Source organism: Pseudomonas sp. NY15374 (assembly GCF_048068255.1).
Taxonomy (GTDB): Bacteria; Pseudomonadota; Gammaproteobacteria; order Pseudomonadales; family Pseudomonadaceae; genus Aquipseudomonas; species Aquipseudomonas machongensis.
In genome coordinates, this window is sequence record NZ_JBLUPZ010000009.1 from 15,199 (window position 1) to 33,451 (window position 18,253).

The following is an 18,253-nucleotide window of genomic DNA, read 5'->3' on the forward strand; positions in this document are numbered from 1 at the left end:
GAGTGGGAGGCATTTGTGTTCGGGAGGGGGTTACGGGAGCGGCACAAGGCCGCCCCCGCGGGTACCGGGATCAGATATCCCAGACCACATTGATGGCGAAGTTGCGTCCCGGCATGGTCAGGCGGTCGAGGTTGGCCGGCTGGGTCACCGCCGCCTCGCCAAGGCCGTCGTAGCCGCGCACGTCATCCCACTGCCAGTACTTCTTGTCGGTGAGGTTGTAGAGGCCTGCGTTGACGGTCACATCCTCGGTCACCTTGTAGAACCCGGTCAGGTCGAGCACGCCGTAGCCCGGCGTGCGGAACTGCGAGCTGGCGCCATCCGGGGCGAAGAAGGTGCTGTCGTCCACGCGGGTCTTGCGCTTGACCAGTGTCCAGCTGAGCAGGCCGCCGTATTTCTGCTGCTCGTAGCCCAGGCCCATCACCGCGGTCAGCGGGTTGACGCTGTTCAGCGGCTGGCCATTGTCGTCGTTGCGGCCATGGGCATAGGCCAGCGAGCCTTGGGTGTAGAGGCCTTGCGGTGCGCCGAAGTGATCGAGGTTCAGGCGGCCCTTGAACTCGGCGCCCTTGATGGTCGCGTGCTTGATGTTGTTGGCCTGGAAGGTCGAGCCCAGGTTGGCGGACTGCACGGCGTCTTCGTTGATGAAGTCGCGGTACTTGTTGTAGAACACCGCCACGTCGAAATTGCCGGCCTCGAAGTTGCCGCGCAGGCCCGTCTCGTAGCTCTTGCTCTTTTCAGGCTCGAGGTTGGGGTTGGGTTCGACGCGGTAGCCCAGGGTCGGGTTGTCGAAGCGGCCGTACATGGCCTTTGCGGTCGGGGTACGGAAACCCTCGGCGTACTGGCCGTACCAGGTGTAGTTGTCGTTGAAGGCATAGGTGACGCCGAACTTGGGCGAGACGCGGTGCCATTTCTTGTCGCCGTCATCGACGCTGGACGGCGCTGTGCCGGTGCCCTGGATGCCACGCAGGAATTCTGCGGTCATCTTCGGTTCCATGCGGGTGTAGTCGTAACGCGCACCTGGCAGGAAGGTCCAGTTGTTCCAGCGGATCTCGTCCTGGGCGAACAGGCTGTAGGTGTTGATGGTCGGGTCCGGGAAGTCGCTGACCAGCGCCTGGCTATCGCTCACGCTGTTCTGGCCGATGGCGCGGCAGGTGCCACCGATGTTCAGGCAGGTGCCGGTGCCGCTGCGCGAGCCGGTGACCTTCTCGTGCTTGAGGGTGGTGCCGTAGGTGAGCAGGTGATCGGTCTCACCGATGCTGAAGGCCTTGTCGAACTGACCATCGAACACCCATTGGCGATCCTTGTAGGTGGTCTGGCGATCACGGAACACCTGGCGACCGGAGGCGAAATAGAGTTCGTCGGTGCGCTGGTCGGTCTTGGCGATCTGGTAGTTGAGGCTCCACTTCACGTGGTCTGCGACCAGGCTGTCGAGGCCGAATTCGTGGTTGATGCCGAAGCGCTCGCGGGTGACGGTGTCGTTGCCCTGGCGCATGCGATAGGAGTTCATGGCGCCGAAGCCAGGGATGAACGGGCCGCCCACCGCGCTGAGGATGTTCTGGTCGCGGTCGTCCTTGTAGTGCTCGTAGGTGAAGCCCAGGCGCGCGTCGTCGGCGTAGTTCCAGCCCAGCTTGGCCAGTACGTTGGTGGTGCGCACGTCTTCCGGGTTGGCTTCGGTGCGGCCAAGGCCGGTGCCGCCGTGGCCACCGTAGGATTCGGTCTCGTGGCCGTTGCGCTGGCTCAGGTGCAGCAGGCCGTCGAAGTCGCCCTGGCGGCCAGCGACGGTGGCGGAGGTCAGCCAGCTTTCGTCGGCCGAGCTGTAGCCGGTCTTCAGGCGCGCGCCCACGTCCTTGCCAGGCTTGATGATGTCGTCCGGGTCGAGGGTGTAGTAGCTCACCGCGCCGCCGATGGCGTTGCTGCCGTACAGCACCGAGGCCGGACCACGCAGGATCTCGACGCGCTTGACGATTTCGGGGTCGACGTAGTTGCGCTGGGTCTGGGCGTAGGGGCCGTAGAAGAAGCTGTCGGGGATCGATACGCCATCGACCTGGGTGAGGATTCGCTCTCCGTCGATGCCACGGATGTTGTAGCCGTTCAGGCCGCTGCGCTGGCCGACACCGCCAACCGAGACACCCGGCTCGTAGCGCACCAGTTGCTTGATGTCGTTGACGTTCTGGCGGTCCAGTTGCTCGCGGGTCTGCACACTGACGGTGCTCGGTACCTGACTCACGTCCTGGGCGCTGCGGGTGGCGCTGACGGTCAGCTGTTGCAGGGCAATGGCGTTGCCTGCGGTCTGGCGCTCGAGCACGACGTTGCCGTTGCCGATCTTGCGAAAGCCCAGGCCTGTGCCGTGCAGCAGTTTCTGCAGTGCCGCTTCCGGCGCCAGTGCCCCTTGCACGCCCGGCGAAGCCACGCCCTCGGCCAGATCGGCGGAGAAGCCGACCTGCCAGCCGGTGACTTCACTGAACGCGTTGATCGCCGATACCAGTGGCTGCTGGGCGATGGCGAAGCGATAGTCGCCCATCCGCGGGCTGGCGGCCTGGGCCGGCTCTGCGGCCAGCGCCGGCAGGCTGCAGGCGCCGCTGGCCAGCAGGGCCAGGGTCAGCAGGGACAGTTGTCCCATGCGTCGGGAAGAGGGGGATGGGCGGGTTGGACCTGAGGACATCGGAAGCGCTCCCTGTCGCGCGAACTGTTATAGGTGAGTGCAGTTCTTGTTTTCGAACAAGAATCAATTGCATTGGCTATAACGAGACGGGCTTGGGATGGGAGTCGCGTAAAAATAATTGGTGGGAGCAACTGTCTTGCTCAAAAATCACAGGCCTGCCCACCCCCTTTGGGAGCGGCGTCACTCAGTTGAGAATCACCACCGCCGGGTATTCGTGCAACTGCGCCGAGGTGATATGGGCCAGGGCTCGCAGGGTCTCCAGAGGCTGGTCCAGGCGGTAGTTGCCGGTAACGGCCACCTGTTCCAGATGGTCGTTGCGGTTGATGATCCAGCCCGGGTAGTAGCGGCGCAGTTCGGCGAGTACTTGGCTCAACGGGCAGTTCTCGAACACCAGGCGGCCATCGATCCAGGCCAGTTCCTTGTGCAGGTCGGCGCGCTGGCGCTGACCGAAACCGTCTGGCCCGACGCTGATGCTGTCTCCGGCGCTCAGGCGGATGCGCTGGTCGCTGGCGGCCTGCAGGTCGACGTCGCCGCGCTGCACACGTACCTGCGCCTGGCCATCGAGGTAGCGTACGGCGAAGTTGGTGTCGCGCACCTGCGCACGCAAGGGGCCGGCCTGGACTTCAAGCGGTGGCTGGTTGCCGCCGGGCACTTCGAAATAGGCCTCGCCCTGCAACAGCCGTGCAACCTGGCGCCCGTCGCGCTGGTCGCTGGCAAAGGCCGAGTTGGTGTTGAGCAGCACCTTGGCGCCATCGTCCAGTTGCAGGCGCTGGCGTTCGCCGACCACGGTCAGGTGATCGGCCTGCAGGCGCACCGGCAGGTTGCCGAAGGTGAACAGCCCGACCAGCAGCACGGCTGCGGTGGCCAGGGGTTTCCAGTGGCGGCGCAGGCGTCCGCGCAGCGAGGTGCGGCGCTGTTGGTGCAGATCGCCCGCCAGATGGCGCAGGGCGGCGCCATTCCACAGCGCCTCGGCTTCGACATAGGCTTCGGCGTTCTGCTCGGCAGCGCCCAGCCAGGCTTCGAAGTCCTGGGTGTCCTGCTCGGTGGGGCATTGCAGGCGGATCAACCAGTCCTGCGCTTCGTCCATGGCACGGGCGCGGGCATCTGGCTCGGCGGGCGATGGGCGAGGGGCAGGGTTGCTCACGGGGGATCCTTGCATGGCGTTTTTTGCAGATGATCGGCGCTGTGGACAGGCATGGCAAGAGCCAGCACCTGCCCAGGTGGCGAGCGGTCGCTCACTTGAGGCGGTCGGCTACACCCATGCAGATCGCCATGATCAGCTTCAGTTCTTTCTGTACGGTGCTGGCCGAGACTTGCAACTGCTCGGCGATTTCCAGGTAGCTGGCACCGTGCAGGCGGCTGAGGATGAAGATGCGCTGCTGGCGTGCGGTGAGCTGGCCGAGGCTGACGCTCAGGCGCTTGAGCAGTTGCTCGGCATGCACCGCATCCTCGCTGTTGCCCAGCGGCGCGGCGACATTGTGCAGCACTTGCTCGGGCACGTCGTCGACCAGTGTGCGTGACTGCACGCGGCGCGCGCGCAAGTGGTCGAGGGCAAGGTTGCGGGCGGTCTGGAACACGAAGGGTTCGAGGTGTTCGATAGGGCGCTCGCCCAGCGCACGGGTAACCCGCAGGTAGGTTTCCTGCAGCAGGTCTTCCGCCGTGCTGGGGTTGCCGACCATGCGCTGCAAGGTGCGCAGCAGGGTGAGGCGTTGGGTGAGGAAGACTGAGTTGAACCGGGACTGACTCACGGGGAAACCTGGCCGATGAGGGGTGAATGATAATGCTTATCATCCGTGCGTCAGGTCAAGCAGAGAAATGTCATGAAGGGGTAAAGGTGGGGCCGCCAGGCAGCCCCAAGGACTTTTTCATTGTGCCCGGAACAGCGCCAGGCAGTTGTCCAGCATGCGGTTGGAGAAGCCCCACTCGTTGTCGTACCAGGCCAGCACCTTGAGCATGCGGCCGTTGGCGCGGGTGTGGTTGGCGTCGAAGATCGACGACAGCGGGTTGTGGTTGAAGTCGCATGACACCAGCGGCAGGCTGTTGTAGCCGAGCACGCGGGAATGGCGGCTGGCTTCGAGGAACAAGCGGTTGACCTCGTCGGCACTGGCTTCGCGCTTGAGGTTGACGGTCAGGTCGACCAGCGACACGTTGATCACCGGCACCCGTACCGCCATGCCGGTGAGCTTGCCGGCCAGTTCCGGCAGCACCAGGCCCACGGCTTCGGCGGCGCCAGTCTTGCTCGGGATCATCGATTGAGTGGCCGAGCGGGCCCGGTAGGGGTCGCTGTGGTAGACGTCGGTCAGCACCTGGTCGTTGGTGTAGGCGTGGATGGTGGTCATCAGCCCCTGCTCGATGCCGAACTCACGCTGCAGCACCTGGGCGATCGGCGCCAGGCAGTTGGTGGTGCACGAGGCGTTGGAGATGACTTGGTGCGAGGCGCGCAGCACGTCGTGGTTGACGCCATACACCACGGTAGCATCGGCGCCCTTGGCCGGCGCCGAGATGATCACCTTGCCGGCGCCAGCCGTGATGTGGGCCGCGGCCTTGGCGCGGTCGGTGAACAGCCCGGTGCATTCGAACACCACATCGATGGCTTCGGCTTTCCAGGGCAGTTCGGCGGGGTTGCGGATGGCGCTGACGGCGATGCGATCGCCGTTGACCGTCAGGCTTTCATGATCGGCCTCGACGGTGGCATCGAAGGTGCCATGTACGCTGTCGTACTTGAGCAGGTGGGCATTCATCGCGCTGTCGCCCAGGTCGTTGATGGCGACGACCTGCAGGTCCTGGCGGTAGCCTTGGGTATAGAGTGCGCGCAGGACGTTGCGTCCGATGCGGCCGAATCCGTTGATCGCGATGCGAAGGGTCATTGGCATTACCTCTGGCAGTTCGGGTGAAGCCTGTGGCACAAAATGGGATGAGGCTTCACTGAAACGGTTTTGTTATTGGAATTACAAGATTATTCACTCCAAGATAGAAAACAAGCATTTTTAGTGGCAATATTTTGGTAAACCTACAACGAGTGATCGAGCCTTCCACGCCAACGACCTTTCCGGCCCCTGCCTTGAGCCTAGGTCGCAATCGTTTGGAGTGGAAATGCCGGTTCAGGTCGCCCTTACACATAGCCTGGAGTCCAGTACATGCATCCGCGCATCCTTGAGGTCACCGCAAGGCTGACCGAACGCAGCCGTGCCACCCGTGAACGCTACCTTGAGCTCATTCGCGGCGCGGCCAGCGACGGCCCGATGCGCGCCAGCCTGCAGTGCGCCAACTTCGCCCACGGCGTGGCCGGTTGCGGCAGCCAGGACAAGCACAGCCTGCGGATGATGAACGCTGCCAACGTGGCCATCGTCTCTGCCTACAACGACATGCTCTCGGCGCACCAGCCGTACCAGCACTTCCCCGAACAGATCAAACAGGCGCTGCGCGATATCGGCTCGGTCGGCCAGTTCGCCGGTGGCGTACCGGCCATGTGCGATGGCGTGACCCAGGGTGAACCTGGCATGGAGCTGGCGATCGCCAGCCGCGAAGTGATCGCCATGTCCACGGCCATCGCCCTGTCGCACAACATGTTCGATGCCGCGCTGATGCTGGGCATCTGCGACAAGATCGTGCCCGGCCTGATGATGGGTGCGTTGCGTTTCGGCCACCTGCCGACCATCTTCGTGCCTGGCGGGCCGATGCCTTCGGGCATCTCCAACAAGGAAAAGGCCGACGTGCGCCAGCGCTACGCCGAGGGCAAGGCCAGCCGCGAGGAGTTGCTGGAGTCGGAGATGAAGTCCTACCACAGCCCCGGCACCTGCACCTTCTATGGGACAGCCAACACCAACCAGCTGGTGATGGAAGTCATGGGCCTGCACCTGCCGGGCGCCTCGTTCGTCAACCCCTACACTCCATTGCGCGATGCGCTGACCGCCGAGGCGGCGCAGCAGGTCACGCGCATGACCAAGGCCAGCGGCAGCTTCATGCCGTTGGGCGAGATCGTCGACGAGAAGGCGCTGGTCAATTCCATCGTCGCTCTGCACGCCACCGGCGGCTCGACCAACCACACCCTGCATATCCCGGCGATTGCCCAGGCTGCCGGGATCCAGCTGACCTGGCAGGACATGGCCGACCTCTCCGAGGTGGTGCCGACGCTGTCTCACGTCTATCCCAACGGCAAGGCCGACATCAACCACTTCCAGGCCGCAGGCGGCATGAGCTTCCTGATCCGCGAACTGCTCGACGCCGGGCTGCTGCACGAGGACGTCAATACCGTGGCCGGCCATGGTCTGCGTCGCTACACCCAAGAACCGTTCCTCGACGACGGCAAGCTGGTGTGGCGCGAGGGGCCGCAGCACAGCCTGGACGAAAGCATCCTGCGCCCGGTCGCCCGGCCATTCTCGGCCGAGGGCGGGTTGCGGGTGATGGAAGGCAACCTGGGGCGCGGGGTGATGAAAGTCTCTGCCGTGGCGCCGGAACACCAGGTGGTCGAGGCTCCGGCGCGAGTGTTCCACGATCAGCAGTCGCTGGCCGATGCCTTCAAGGCTGGCGAATTGGAGCGCGATTTCGTCGCCGTGGTGCGCTTCCAGGGCCCACGCTGCAACGGCATGCCCGAGCTGCACAAGCTCACGCCGTTCCTCGGTGTGCTGCAGGACCGCGGCTACAAGGTCGCGCTGGTCACCGACGGACGCATGTCCGGTGCTTCGGGCAAGATCCCGGCGGCGATCCACGTGTGCCCCGAAGCCTATGACGGTGGCCCGCTGGCACGGGTGCGCGATGGTGATATCGTGCGCGTCGACGGTGTCGAAGGCACGCTGCAACTGATGGTGTCGGCCGAGGAACTGGCCAGTCGCGATCAGCCTGATGCACCCCAGGGTAATGACCTGGGGTGCGGGCGCGAGCTGTTCGGCTTCATGCGCGTCGCGTTCAGCCCGGCAGAGCAGGGCGCCAGCGCCTTTACCTCTGCCCTGGAGCGTTTCAAATGAAGGCCTCGCTGGTCGGTGACATCGGCGGTACCAACGCCCGCTTTGCCCTGTGGCGTGACAATGACCTGCACGCGGTGCAGGTGCTGGCGACGGCGGACTATTCCAGCCCCGAGCAGGCTATCGAGGCCTACCTCAAGGACCAGGGCCTCGAACGTGGCGACGTCTCGGACGTGTGCCTGTCGGTGGCCGGCCCTGTCGATGGTGACGAATTTCGCTTCACCAACAATCACTGGCGCCTGAGCCGCTCGGCCTTCTGCAAGGTCCTGCAGGTCGAGCGCCTGTCGCTGATCAACGACTTTTCCGCCATGGCGCTGGGCATGACCCGCCTCAAGCCTGGCGAGTTCGTCGAGGTGTGCCCCGGTCAGGCGGACGCCGCGCGCCCGGCGCTGGTCATCGGTGCGGGTACCGGCCTTGGCGTCGGCACCTTGCTCAGCCTTGGCGAGCAGCACTGGATGGCGCTGCCGGGCGAGGGCGGGCATGTCGACCTGCCGGTGGGCAATGCCCGTGAGGCGGCGATCCACCAGCAGATCCACAGCCAGATCGGCCATGTCAGCGCCGAGACCGTGCTCAGTGGTGGTGGGCTGGTGCGGCTGTACCAGGCGATCTGCGCGCTGGATGGCGCTATACCCCGTCACAAGACCCCTGCGCAGATCACCGATGCTGCGCTGGGCGGCGAACCGCAGGCCCTGGCGGTGATCGAACAGTTCTCACGCTTTCTCGGGCGTGTAGCGGGTAACAATGTGCTGACCCTGGGCGCGCGCGGTGGGGTCTATATTGTTGGCGGTGTGGTGCCGCGCTTCGCCGAGCTGTTCCTGCGCAGCGGTTTCGCGACAAGCTTTGCCGACAAGGGCTGCATGAGCGGCTACTTCCCGGGTGTGCCGGTGTGGCTGGTGACGGCGGAGTTTTCCGGGTTGCTCGGAGCCGGTGTGGCCTTGCAGCAGATGCTGGACCACTGAAGGTCGGTTGTGCTGCCATTCGCGGACAAGCCCGTTTCCACAAGGCACTGTGGGAGCGGGCTTGCCCGCGAATGGCCTCGACACCGATAGAATGTCGCCACAACAGGCATCAAGACCTGTAACGACCAAAGGGAATTCATTGTGAGCACTGCCGGTAAAACCATCCTGATGGTCGACGACGATCAGGACATTCGCGAGTTGCTGCAGACCTACCTCAGCCGCTCCGGCCTCCAGGTCCATGCCGAACCCGACGGCCAGGGCTTTCGCCGCGCGCTGGATGCCGGCAACTACGACCTGGTGATCCTCGACGTGATGCTGCCCGACGAGGACGGCTTCAGCCTGTGCCGCTGGGTGCGCCAGCACCCGCGCCAGTCGCGGGTGCCGATCATCATGCTCACCGCCAGCTCCGATGAAGCCGACCGTGTCATCGGCCTGGAACTGGGCGCCGACGATTACCTGGGCAAACCCTTCAGCCCGCGCGAACTGCAGGCGCGAATCAAGGCCCTGCTGCGTCGCTGCGACTTCACCACGGCCACCCCTGCCAGCGCGGTGCTTACCTTCGAAGACTGGCGCCTGGATACGGTCAGCCATCGTCTGTTCCACCGCGATGGCGAAGAAGTGATTCTCTCCGGTGCCGACTTCGCCCTGCTCAAGCTGTTTCTCGACCATCCCCAGCAGATCCTCGACCGCGACACCATTGGCAATGCCACCCGCGGGCGTGAGCCGATGCCGCTGGACCGCATCGTCGACATGGCGGTGAGCCGCCTGCGCCAGCGCCTGCGTGACACCGACAAGCCGCCGCGGCTGATCCGCACCGTGCGCGGCAGCGGCTACCTGCTTGCCGCGAATGTCAGCTGTGCCGGCTGAGCAGGCTGTCGAGCGCCGCTGGCGCCTGCTGCCGCGTTCGTTGCTGGGGCGCATGCTGCTGCTCACCTTGCTGGTGGTGCTGATCGCCCAGGGGTTGTCGAGCGTGATCTGGGTCGCCCAGTTGCGGGCCAGCCAGTTGCAGGGCCTGCGCGCCAGCGCCAGCAGCCTTGCGCACTCGATGAGCGCCAGCGTCAGCTACTTCCGCTCCCTGCCGGTCGCCTACCGGCCGATGGTGCTCGATCAGCTGCGCAGCATGGGCGGTACGCGCTTTTTCGTCTCGCTCAACGAAAAGCCGCTGGACATGCCGGTGCTGCCCATCACCCCGCGCAAGCAAGCGGTGATCGAGGTGTTCCAGCATGTGCTGCACGAACGCCTGGGGCAGCAGATGGAAATCTCCGTCGAGTTCGTCAGCCCCGACGACCTGCGCATCTTCAACAGCGGCCTGAAGCTCGACGAACTGCCGCGCTCCTGGGCCCACTACGCGTTGACCCTCGAACCGCTCAATCCGCCGGTGCTGGTCACCCAGATCCGCCTGGACGAAGGCGAGTGGCTGTACATCGCCTCGCTGTTGCCCGAGCCCTATACCGGTCTTGAACCCGAGCGCCTGCCGCGCCAGCAGATCGGCTTCATCGCCCTCACCACCCTGTTGCTGCTGTTGTTCATCGGCTTGCTGGTGCACTGGCAGAGCTGGCCGCTCAAGCGCCTGGCGCGGGCAGCGCGGGAGATGTCACTGGGGGCGGACGTGCCGCCGGTGGCCGAAGGTGGCGGCAGCGAGGTGGTCGAGGTAGGGCGCGCTTTCAATGCCATGCGTGAGCGTATCAGCCGCTACCTGACCGAACGCTCGCAGCTGTTCAGCGCCATCTCCCACGACCTGCGCACGCCGATTACCCGCCTGCGCCTGCGGGTGGAACTGCTCGAAGACGAGCACCTGCAAGCGAAGTTCAGCCGCGATCTCGACGAGCTGGAGCTGCTGGTCAAGGGCGCTTTGCAGTGCGTGAAGGATACCGACATCCACGAGAACATCGAACCGATCGACCTCAACCAGGTGCTGGAAATCCTCGCCGAACCCTACCTGCGTGATGGTCGAATCACGGTCGAAGGGCGTGTGCTGGCGCCTTATCCGGGCAAGCCACTGGCGTTGCGGCGCTGCATCGGCAACCTGATCGATAACGCCATCAAGTACGGCGAGCGTGCGCACCTGCGCATCATCGACAACGCCGAGGCCTTCGTGCTGCAGGTCGACGACCAGGGCCCCGGCGTGCCGGAGCAGCGCCTGGAGCAGGTGTTCGAGCCGCATTTCCGCCTGGCGGGGCAGCAGCAGGGGTATGGGCTGGGGCTGGGGATTGCGCGTAACATCGCCCACAGCCATGGCGGGGAGGTGAGTTTGTTGAACCTGCGTGAGGGTGGGTTAAGAGTGACCTTGTTCCTGCCCCGGAATATCGATTGATAGGGCCGGCCCTATCGCGGGACAAGCCCGCTCCCACAGGTACCTGTAGGAGCGGGCTTGTCCCGCGATGAGGCCACTGAAATTGTCACGGGACGGTGACATTCACACAGGCCTTCGTGACATGCCCGCCGGGACGGCTGGCTAGAATTCGCTGACGACAGGCACCCGGCCTGTCCCTGGCAAGGATTGAGCAGGTGATGGACAGCGTCGATTTCCCTTTCTGCAGTTGGCTCGACTCCCCGGTTCACAACGCCTGGCTGGTCGCCGAGGGCCAGCGCCTGGTGACCTTCGCCAAGGCCTCGCGCCTGCCTGGCGGTTTTGGCAGCCTCGATGCCCAGGGCCGACTGCCCGACGGCGCAATCGCCGAAACCCTGCACACTGCGCGCATGACCCATTGCTTCGCCATGGCGCATGTGCAGGGCATCCCTGGCTGCCTGCCGCTGGTGGAGCACGGTGTCGCGGCACTGCTCGCAGGATCGCTGCGCGATGCGCGGGATGATGGCTGGTTCGCCCGCGCCGATGGCGAGGGCGATACCGGCAAGACCGCCTACCTGCATGCCTTCGTCGCCTTGGCCGCCAGTTCCGCGGTGGTCGCTGGCGCACCTGGCGCCGAGCAATTGCTCGGGGCGGCCACCGCGGTCATCGAGACGCGTTTCTGGAGCGAGGAAGAGGGCGCCCTGCGCGAGTCCTTCGCCCATGACTGGACGCAGCCGGAAGCCTACCGTGGCGCCAACAGCAACATGCACGCCACCGAGGCCTTCCTCGCCCTGGCCGATGTCACCGGCCACACGCACTGGCTCGACCGCGCCCTGCGCATCGTCGAGCGGATCATCCATACCCATGCCGCGGCTAACGGCTTCGGTGTCATCGAGCATTTCGACGTGCAGTGGCAGGCACTGCACGACTACAACTACGACAACCCCACCGACGGCTTTCGCCCCTACGGCACCACACCCGGCCATGCCTTCGAGTGGGCACGCCTGGTTCTGCACCTGGAGGCCGCGCGCCAGCGTGCCGGCCTGCCTGTCCCGCAGTGGCTACTGGACGACGCGCGGGGGCTGTTCGCCAATGCCTGTCGTCACGCCTGGCACGCCGATGGCGCGCCGGGCATCGTCTACACCCTCGATTGGCAGAACCGGCCAGTAGTGCGGGCGCGTTTGCACTGGACCCACGCCGAAGCCTGTGCGACGGCTGCAGCGTTGTTGCGTCGTACCGGGGAAGGTGAATACGAGCAGTGGTACCGGCGTTTCTGGGACTTCATCGACAGCCATTTCATCGATCGCGTCCACGGCAGCTGGCACCATGAGCTGGACCCGCAGAACCGCCCTGGCGCAAGCATCTGGGGCGGCAAGCCCGATCTTTACCACGCCTACCAGGCGGTGCTCCTGCCGCGCCTGCCGTTGGCACCCAGCCTGGCCACTGCGCTGGCCCTGGGCAATGTAACCAAGTGATGACATTCGCGCATCGCTTCGTTACCTGCCCTGGTCTGCGCGCTCATTAGACTCCATGCAACGCAAGCGAACGACTTGCACCGCATAACAACAAGAAAGGTATACCGATGAATTCCACTCTGCGCCTCGCCGCCGCTATTTCCCTCGCCTCGCTCATGCCCCTCAGCGCCTTCGCCGCCGAATCCAAAGGCAGCGTCGAGGTGGTGCACTGGTGGACCTCCGGCGGCGAGAAAGCTGCCGTCGACGTCCTCAAGGCCCAAGTCGAGAAAGACGGCTTCACCTGGAAGGACGGCGCTGTGGCCGGTGGCGGTGGTTCCACCGCGATGACCGTGCTCAAGAGCCGCGCCGTCGCCGGCAACCCGCCAGGCGTCGCCCAGATCAAGGGCCCCGATATCCAGGACTGGGCCGCCACCGGCCTGCTCGACAGCGATGTGCTCAAGGACGTCGCCAAGCAGGAGAAGTGGGACAGCCTGCTCGACAAGAAAGTCGCCGACACCGTCAAGTACGAAGGTGACTACGTCGCCGTGCCGGTGAACATCCACCGCATCAACTGGCTGTGGATCAACCCCGAGGTGTTCAAGAAGGCCGGCATCGACAAGGCGCCGACCACCCTCGACGAATTCTACGCCGCAGCCGACAAGCTCAAGGCCGCAGGCTTCATCCCCCTGGCCCACGGTGGCCAGCCGTGGCAGGACAGCACCGTGTTCGAGAACGTGGTGCTGGCGGTGATGGGGGTGGAGGGCTACAAGAAGGCCCTGGTCGACCTCGACGAAAAAGCCCTGACCGGCCCGGAGATGGTCAAGGCGCTGACCGAGCTCAAGAAGGTCGCCACCTACATGGACCCTGACGGCAAGGGCCAGGACTGGAACCTCGAGGCCGCGAAGGTCATCAACGGCAAGGCCGGCATGCAGATCATGGGCGACTGGGCCAAGAGCGAGTGGACCCTGGCCAAGAAGACCGCGGGCAAGGACTACCAGTGCGTACCCTTCCCCGGTACCGAAAAGGGCTTCCTGTACAACATCGACTCGCTGGCGGTGTTCAAGCAGAAGAACGAAGGCACCACGGCAGGTCAGCAGGACATCGCCAAGCGTGTACTGGGTGAAGACTTCCAGAAGACCTTCAGCATCAACAAGGGCTCGATCCCGGTGCGCAACGACATGCTGGCCGACATGAGCAAGTATGGCTTCGACAGTTGCGCCCAGACCGCTGCCAAGGACTTCCTGGCCGACGCCAAGTCGGGTGGACTGCAACCGAGCATGGCGCACAACATGGCGACCACGCTCGCCGTGCAGGGGGCGTTCTTCGATGTGGTGACCAACTACATCAACGATCCGAAGGCCGATCCGGCCGATGCGGCGAAGAAGCTCAACGCAGCGGTCAAGGCTGCCCAATAACGGCCCAATCGCGGGACAAGCCCGCTCCCACAGGTTTGGCGCCATGCGCTGAACCTGTGGGTGGGCCAGGTCTTTGTGGGAGCGGGCTTGTCCCGCGATGCGGTGCGCAGCACCGCCCTCGTTCCGGTATCTGAAATCATGACTACGACCACCGCCCAACTGCGGACCTCACCCCTGGACGCGCTCCAGCGCTGGCTACCGAAACTGGTGCTGGCGCCGAGCATGTTCATCGTGCTGGTGGGCTTCTACGGCTACATCCTCTGGACCTTCGTCCTGTCGTTCACCACCTCGACCTTCCTGCCCACCTACAAATGGGCGGGCCTGGCCCAGTACGCGCGGCTGTTCGACAACGACCGCTGGTGGGTGGCGAGCAAGAACCTGCTGGTGTTCGGCGGGATGTTCATCGGCATCACCCTGGTGATCGGCGTGCTGCTGGCGGTGTTCCTCGACCAGCGCATCCGCCGCGAAGGGGTGATCCGCACCATCTACCTGTACCCCATGGCACTGTCGATGATCGTGACCGGTACCGCCTGGAAGTGGCTGCTCAACCCCGGCATGGGCCTGGACAAGCTGCTGCGCGACTGGGGCTGGGAGGGTTTTCGTCTCGACTGGCTGATCGATCCGGACCGGGTCGTCTACTGCCTGGTGATCGCCGCCGTGTGGCAGGCCTCGGGCTTCATCATGGCGATGTTCCTTGCCGGGCTGCGCGGTGTCGACCAGTCGATCATCCGTGCTGCGCAAATCGACGGCGCGAGCATGCCGCGCATCTACTGGACCGTGGTGCTGCCAAGCCTGCGCCCGGTGTTCTTCAGCTCGCTGATGATCCTCTCGCACATCGCCATCAAGAGCTTCGACCTGGTGGCCGCGATGACCGCCGGTGGCCCTGGCTATTCCTCGGACCTGCCAGCGATGTTCATGTATTCGTTCACCTTCAGCCGCGGGCAGATGGGCATGGGTTCTGCCAGCGCGATCCTGATGCTCGGCGCGATCCTCGCGATCCTCGTGCCTTACCTGTATTCCGAGCTGAGGACCAAACGCAATGACCACTAACCTCGACAAACCGGCCCTCAGCCTGGGCCGCATCGCCATCCACGCCGTGCTGCTGCTGGCGGTGCTGCTCTACCTGGTGCCGCTGGTAGTGATGCTGCTGACCAGCTTCAAGACCCCGGAAGACATCAGCACCGGCAACCTGTTGAGCTGGCCCGAGCTGTTCACCACGATTGGCTGGGTCAAGGCCTGGGCCACGGTCAGCGGCTACTTCTGGAACTCGATCCTGATCACCGTGCCGGCGGTGCTGATCTCCACGGCCATCGGCGCGCTGAACGGCTACGTGCTGTCGATGTGGCGCTTCCGTGGCTCGCAACTGTTCTTCGGTCTGCTGCTGTTCGGCTGCTTCCTGCCCTTCCAGACCGTGCTGCTGCCGGCTTCGTTCACTCTCGGCAAGCTGGGACTTGCCAGCACCACCTCGGGGCTGGTGCTGGTGCACGTGGTCTATGGTCTGGCCTTCACCACGCTGTTCTTCCGCAACTACTACGTGAGCATTCCCGAGGCACTGGTCAAGGCGGCACGCCTGGATGGTGCCGGGTTCTTCACCATCTTTCGCCGCATCATCCTGCCGATGTCGACGCCGATCATCATGGTCTGTCTGATCTGGCAGTTCACCCAGATCTGGAACGACTTCCTGTTCGGCGTGGTGTTCTCCAGCGGCGATTCGCAACCGATCACCGTGGCCCTGAACAACCTGGTCAACACCAGCACCGGTGCCAAGGAATACAACGTCGACATGGCCGCGGCAATGATCGCCGCACTGCCAACCCTGCTGGTCTATGTGGTCGCAGGCAAGTATTTCGTGCGTGGGCTGACCGCCGGCGCAGTCAAGGGGTAAGTCATGGCAACGCTCGAACTTCGCAATGTAAACAAGACCTACGGCACCGGCTTGCCGGACACCCTCAAGGATATCCAGCTGGCCATCAAGGATGGCGAGTTCCTGATCCTGGTCGGCCCTTCCGGCTGCGGCAAGTCCACCTTGATGAACTGCATCGCCGGCCTCGAGAACATCACCGGTGGGGCGATCCTGATCGATGATCAGGACGTCTCCGGCATGAGCCCGAAGGATCGTGACATCGCCATGGTGTTCCAGTCCTACGCGCTGTACCCGACCATGAGCGTGCGCGAGAACATCGAGTTCGGCCTGAAGATCCGCAAGATGCCGCAGTCGGCGATCGACGAAGAAGTCGCGCGGGTAGCCAAGCTGCTGCAGATCGAACACCTGCTCAATCGCAAGCCTGGCCAGCTCTCCGGTGGCCAGCAACAGCGCGTGGCCATGGGCCGGGCGCTGGCGCGCAGGCCGAAGATCTACCTGTTCGACGAGCCGTTGTCGAACCTCGACGCCAAGCTGCGGGTCGAGATGCGCACCGAAATGAAATTGATGCACCAGCGTCTGAAAACCACCACGGTGTACGTGACCCACGACCAGATCGAGGCCATGACCCTGGGTGACAAGGTCGCGGTGATGAAGGACGGCGTCATCCAGCAGTTCGGTACGCCCCAGAAGATCTACAACGATCCGGCCAACCTGTTCGTCGCCAGCTTCATCGGTTCGCCACCGATGAACTTCATCCCGGTGCGCATCAGCAAGCAGGACGGGCGCCTGTTCGCCCTGCTCGACAGCGGCCAGGCCCGCTGCGAACTGCCCCTGGGCGCTGCCAGCGAAGCGCTGGACGGCCGCGAAGTGATCCTCGGCGTGCGCCCTGAACAGATCGCACTCGGTAGCGCCGAAGGCAACGGCTTGCCGGCGGTGCGTGCAGAAGTGCAGGTCCTGGAACCTACCGGGCCGGACCTGCTGGTGTTCGTCACCCTCAACCAGACCAAAGTCTGCTGCCGGTTGGCGCCGGACGTCGCCTGCAATGTCGGCGACAGCCTCAACCTGCAGTTCGATCCGGCGCGGGTCCTGCTGTTCGACGCGAGCAGCGGCGAACGCCTGGACCTGCCTGCAGCGGACGCTCCAGCCAAGGACAACGTGACACGTATCAAGGGACGTTGAAGCAAGCAAACCATCGATAACAAGAAAAGAGGAAACAAGGGATGGACCATCGCAAGCGTATCAAGGCACTAGGCTCGCTGACCCTGCTCGCCCTCGTTGGCAGCAATGGCGCGCATGCTGCCGAGGCTTTCTCCAGCGAGTCGAAATGGATGACTGGCGACTGGGGTGGGGCTCGCACCGAGCTGTTGGAAAAAGGCTATGACTTCACCCTCGACTACGTCGGTGAAGTAGCCGGTAACCTGCACGGTGGCTACAACAACGACAAGACCGCGCGCTACAGCGACCAGTTCGCCCTCGGCGCGCACCTGGACCTGCAGAAGATCCTCGGCTGGCACGATGCGGAGTTCAAGCTGGCGATCACCGAGCGTAGCGGTCGCAACCTGTCCAACGACCGCATCAGCGACCCGCGCGCCGGGCAGTTCAGCTCGGTGCAGGAAGTCTGGGGCCGTGGCCAGACCTGGCGCCTGACGCAGATGTGGGTCAAGCAGAAGTACTTCGACGGCGCGCTGGACGTGAAGGTCGGCCGCTTCGGGGAAGGCGAGGACTTCAACAGCTTCCCTTGCGACTTCCAGAACCTGGCGTTCTGCGGTTCGCAGGTGGGTAACTGGGTGGGTGGCATCTGGTACAACTGGCCGGTCAGCCAGTGGGCGCTGCGGGTGAAGTACAACATCACGCCGGAGTTCTTCGTCCAGGTCGGTGCCTACGAGCAGAACCCGTCCAACCTCGAGACCGGCAACGGCTTCAAGCTAAGTGGCAGCGGGACCAAGGGCGCCATCCTGCCGGTGGAGATGGTCTGGTCGCCGAAGGTCAACGGCCTGCCGGGCGAATACCGCCTGGGCTATTACTACAGCACCGCCAAGGCCGACGACGTCTACGACGACATCAACGGCAACCCGCAGGCGTTGACTGGCCAAGCCTTCAAGTCGCACTCGAGCAAACATGGCTGGTGGGTCGTGGCCCAGCAGCAGGTCACCGCGCACAACGGCGATGCCAACCGCGGCCTGAGCCTGTTCGCCAACTTCACCGTGCACGACAAGGCGACCAACGTGGTCGACAATTACCAGCAGGTAGGGATGGTCTACAAGGGCGCCTTCGATGCACGGCCCAAGGATGATATCGGCTTCGGCATCGCCCGCATTCACGTCAATGACGACGTGAAGAAGCGCGCTGAGCTGCTCAACGCCCAGAGCGGTATCAATGACTACGACAACCCTGGCTTCGTACCGCTGCAGCGCACCGAGTACAACGCCGAGCTGTACTACGGCTTCCACGTCACCAACTGGCTGACCGTGCGGCCGAACCTGCAGTACATCAAGAGCCCGGGCGGTGTGGACGATGTCGACAACGCGTTGGTCGCAGGCTTGAAGATTCAGTCGTCATTCTGAGAAAAATTGTTGTAAATTTACGCCATCCATCCCCACACCCCGAGATCCACTGTTCTTCAGTGGATCTCGGGCTTGGGTAAAGACAGC

At 64.2% G+C, this 18,253-nt stretch carries 14 protein-coding genes; 10 read left to right on the plus strand and 4 right to left on the minus strand.

What is annotated here, in order from left to right:
- Positions 1 to 70: 70 nt before the first annotated feature.
- The 4 genes from ACNFHO_RS18665 to gap form a co-directional block, all read right to left on the minus strand.
- A complete protein-coding gene (locus ACNFHO_RS18665) occupies positions 71 to 2,659 on the minus strand; it encodes a TonB-dependent receptor (protein ID WP_416767055.1) in 2,589 nt (862 codons plus the stop codon).
- A 184-nt stretch (positions 2,660 to 2,843) separates the two neighbouring features.
- The gene (locus ACNFHO_RS18670; protein ID WP_231100319.1) at positions 2,844 to 3,746 is read right to left on the minus strand and encodes a FecR family protein; all 903 of its coding nucleotides are present in this window, start codon (positions 3,744 to 3,746) and stop codon (positions 2,844 to 2,846) included.
- Between the two features lie 148 nt (positions 3,747 to 3,894).
- A complete protein-coding gene (locus ACNFHO_RS18675; RefSeq protein WP_054895146.1) occupies positions 3,895 to 4,407 on the minus strand; it encodes an RNA polymerase sigma factor in 513 nt (170 codons plus the stop codon).
- A 117-nt stretch (positions 4,408 to 4,524) separates the two neighbouring features.
- Positions 4,525 to 5,526 carry a type I glyceraldehyde-3-phosphate dehydrogenase gene (gene gap, locus ACNFHO_RS18680; protein WP_054895147.1) on the minus strand — a complete coding sequence of 334 codons (1,002 nt, stop codon included), beginning with the start codon at positions 5,524 to 5,526 and terminating at the stop codon, positions 4,525 to 4,527.
- 270 nt (positions 5,527 to 5,796) lie between these two features.
- On the opposite strand from gap, the gene edd reads away from it, so the two are divergent.
- The 10 genes from edd (at position 5,797) to ACNFHO_RS18730 (ending at position 18,166) form a co-directional block, all read left to right on the plus strand.
- Positions 5,797 to 7,623 carry a phosphogluconate dehydratase gene (gene edd, locus ACNFHO_RS18685; RefSeq protein ID WP_054895148.1) on the plus strand — a complete coding sequence of 609 codons (1,827 nt, stop codon included), beginning with the start codon at positions 5,797 to 5,799 and terminating at the stop codon, positions 7,621 to 7,623.
- Complete coding sequence (locus tag ACNFHO_RS18690; protein WP_416767056.1) at positions 7,620 to 8,579, plus strand: glucokinase; 960 nt, start codon at positions 7,620 to 7,622, stop codon at positions 8,577 to 8,579. The genes edd and ACNFHO_RS18690 overlap by 4 nt, the downstream gene beginning before the upstream one ends.
- A 168-nt stretch (positions 8,580 to 8,747) precedes the next feature.
- Positions 8,748 to 9,446: a response regulator gene (locus ACNFHO_RS18695; RefSeq protein WP_232233528.1), complete on the plus strand. Its 699-nt coding sequence runs from the start codon at positions 8,748 to 8,750 to the stop codon at positions 9,444 to 9,446.
- Positions 9,427 to 10,893 (plus strand): ATP-binding protein, encoded by a 1,467-nt coding sequence (locus tag ACNFHO_RS18700; protein ID WP_416767057.1) that lies wholly within the window; start codon positions 9,427 to 9,429, stop codon positions 10,891 to 10,893. Before ACNFHO_RS18695 ends, ACNFHO_RS18700 begins: the two co-directional genes overlap by 20 nt.
- 197 nt (positions 10,894 to 11,090) lie before the next feature.
- Positions 11,091 to 12,344: an AGE family epimerase/isomerase gene (locus tag ACNFHO_RS18705; RefSeq protein WP_416767058.1), complete on the plus strand. Its 1,254-nt coding sequence runs from the start codon at positions 11,091 to 11,093 to the stop codon at positions 12,342 to 12,344.
- A 107-nt stretch (positions 12,345 to 12,451) separates the two neighbouring features.
- Positions 12,452 to 13,738, plus strand: a complete 1,287-nt coding sequence (locus ACNFHO_RS18710; RefSeq protein WP_063543231.1) for an ABC transporter substrate-binding protein — start codon at positions 12,452 to 12,454, stop codon at positions 13,736 to 13,738.
- A gap of 138 nt (positions 13,739 to 13,876) precedes the next feature.
- Positions 13,877 to 14,788, plus strand: coding sequence for a carbohydrate ABC transporter permease (locus tag ACNFHO_RS18715; RefSeq protein ID WP_112899537.1), 912 nt, complete (start codon positions 13,877 to 13,879; stop codon positions 14,786 to 14,788).
- A complete protein-coding gene (locus ACNFHO_RS18720; RefSeq protein WP_063543233.1) occupies positions 14,778 to 15,623 on the plus strand; it encodes a carbohydrate ABC transporter permease in 846 nt (281 codons plus the stop codon). Before ACNFHO_RS18715 ends, ACNFHO_RS18720 begins: the two co-directional genes overlap by 11 nt.
- Positions 15,624 to 15,626: 3 nt before the next feature.
- Complete coding sequence (locus ACNFHO_RS18725) at positions 15,627 to 16,781, plus strand: ABC transporter ATP-binding protein (RefSeq protein ID WP_416767059.1); 1,155 nt, start codon at positions 15,627 to 15,629, stop codon at positions 16,779 to 16,781.
- A gap of 41 nt (positions 16,782 to 16,822) precedes the next feature.
- Entirely contained in the window at positions 16,823 to 18,166 is a 1,344-nt protein-coding gene (locus ACNFHO_RS18730) for a carbohydrate porin (RefSeq protein ID WP_054895157.1), read from the plus strand.
- Positions 18,167 to 18,253: the final 87 nt, after the last annotated feature.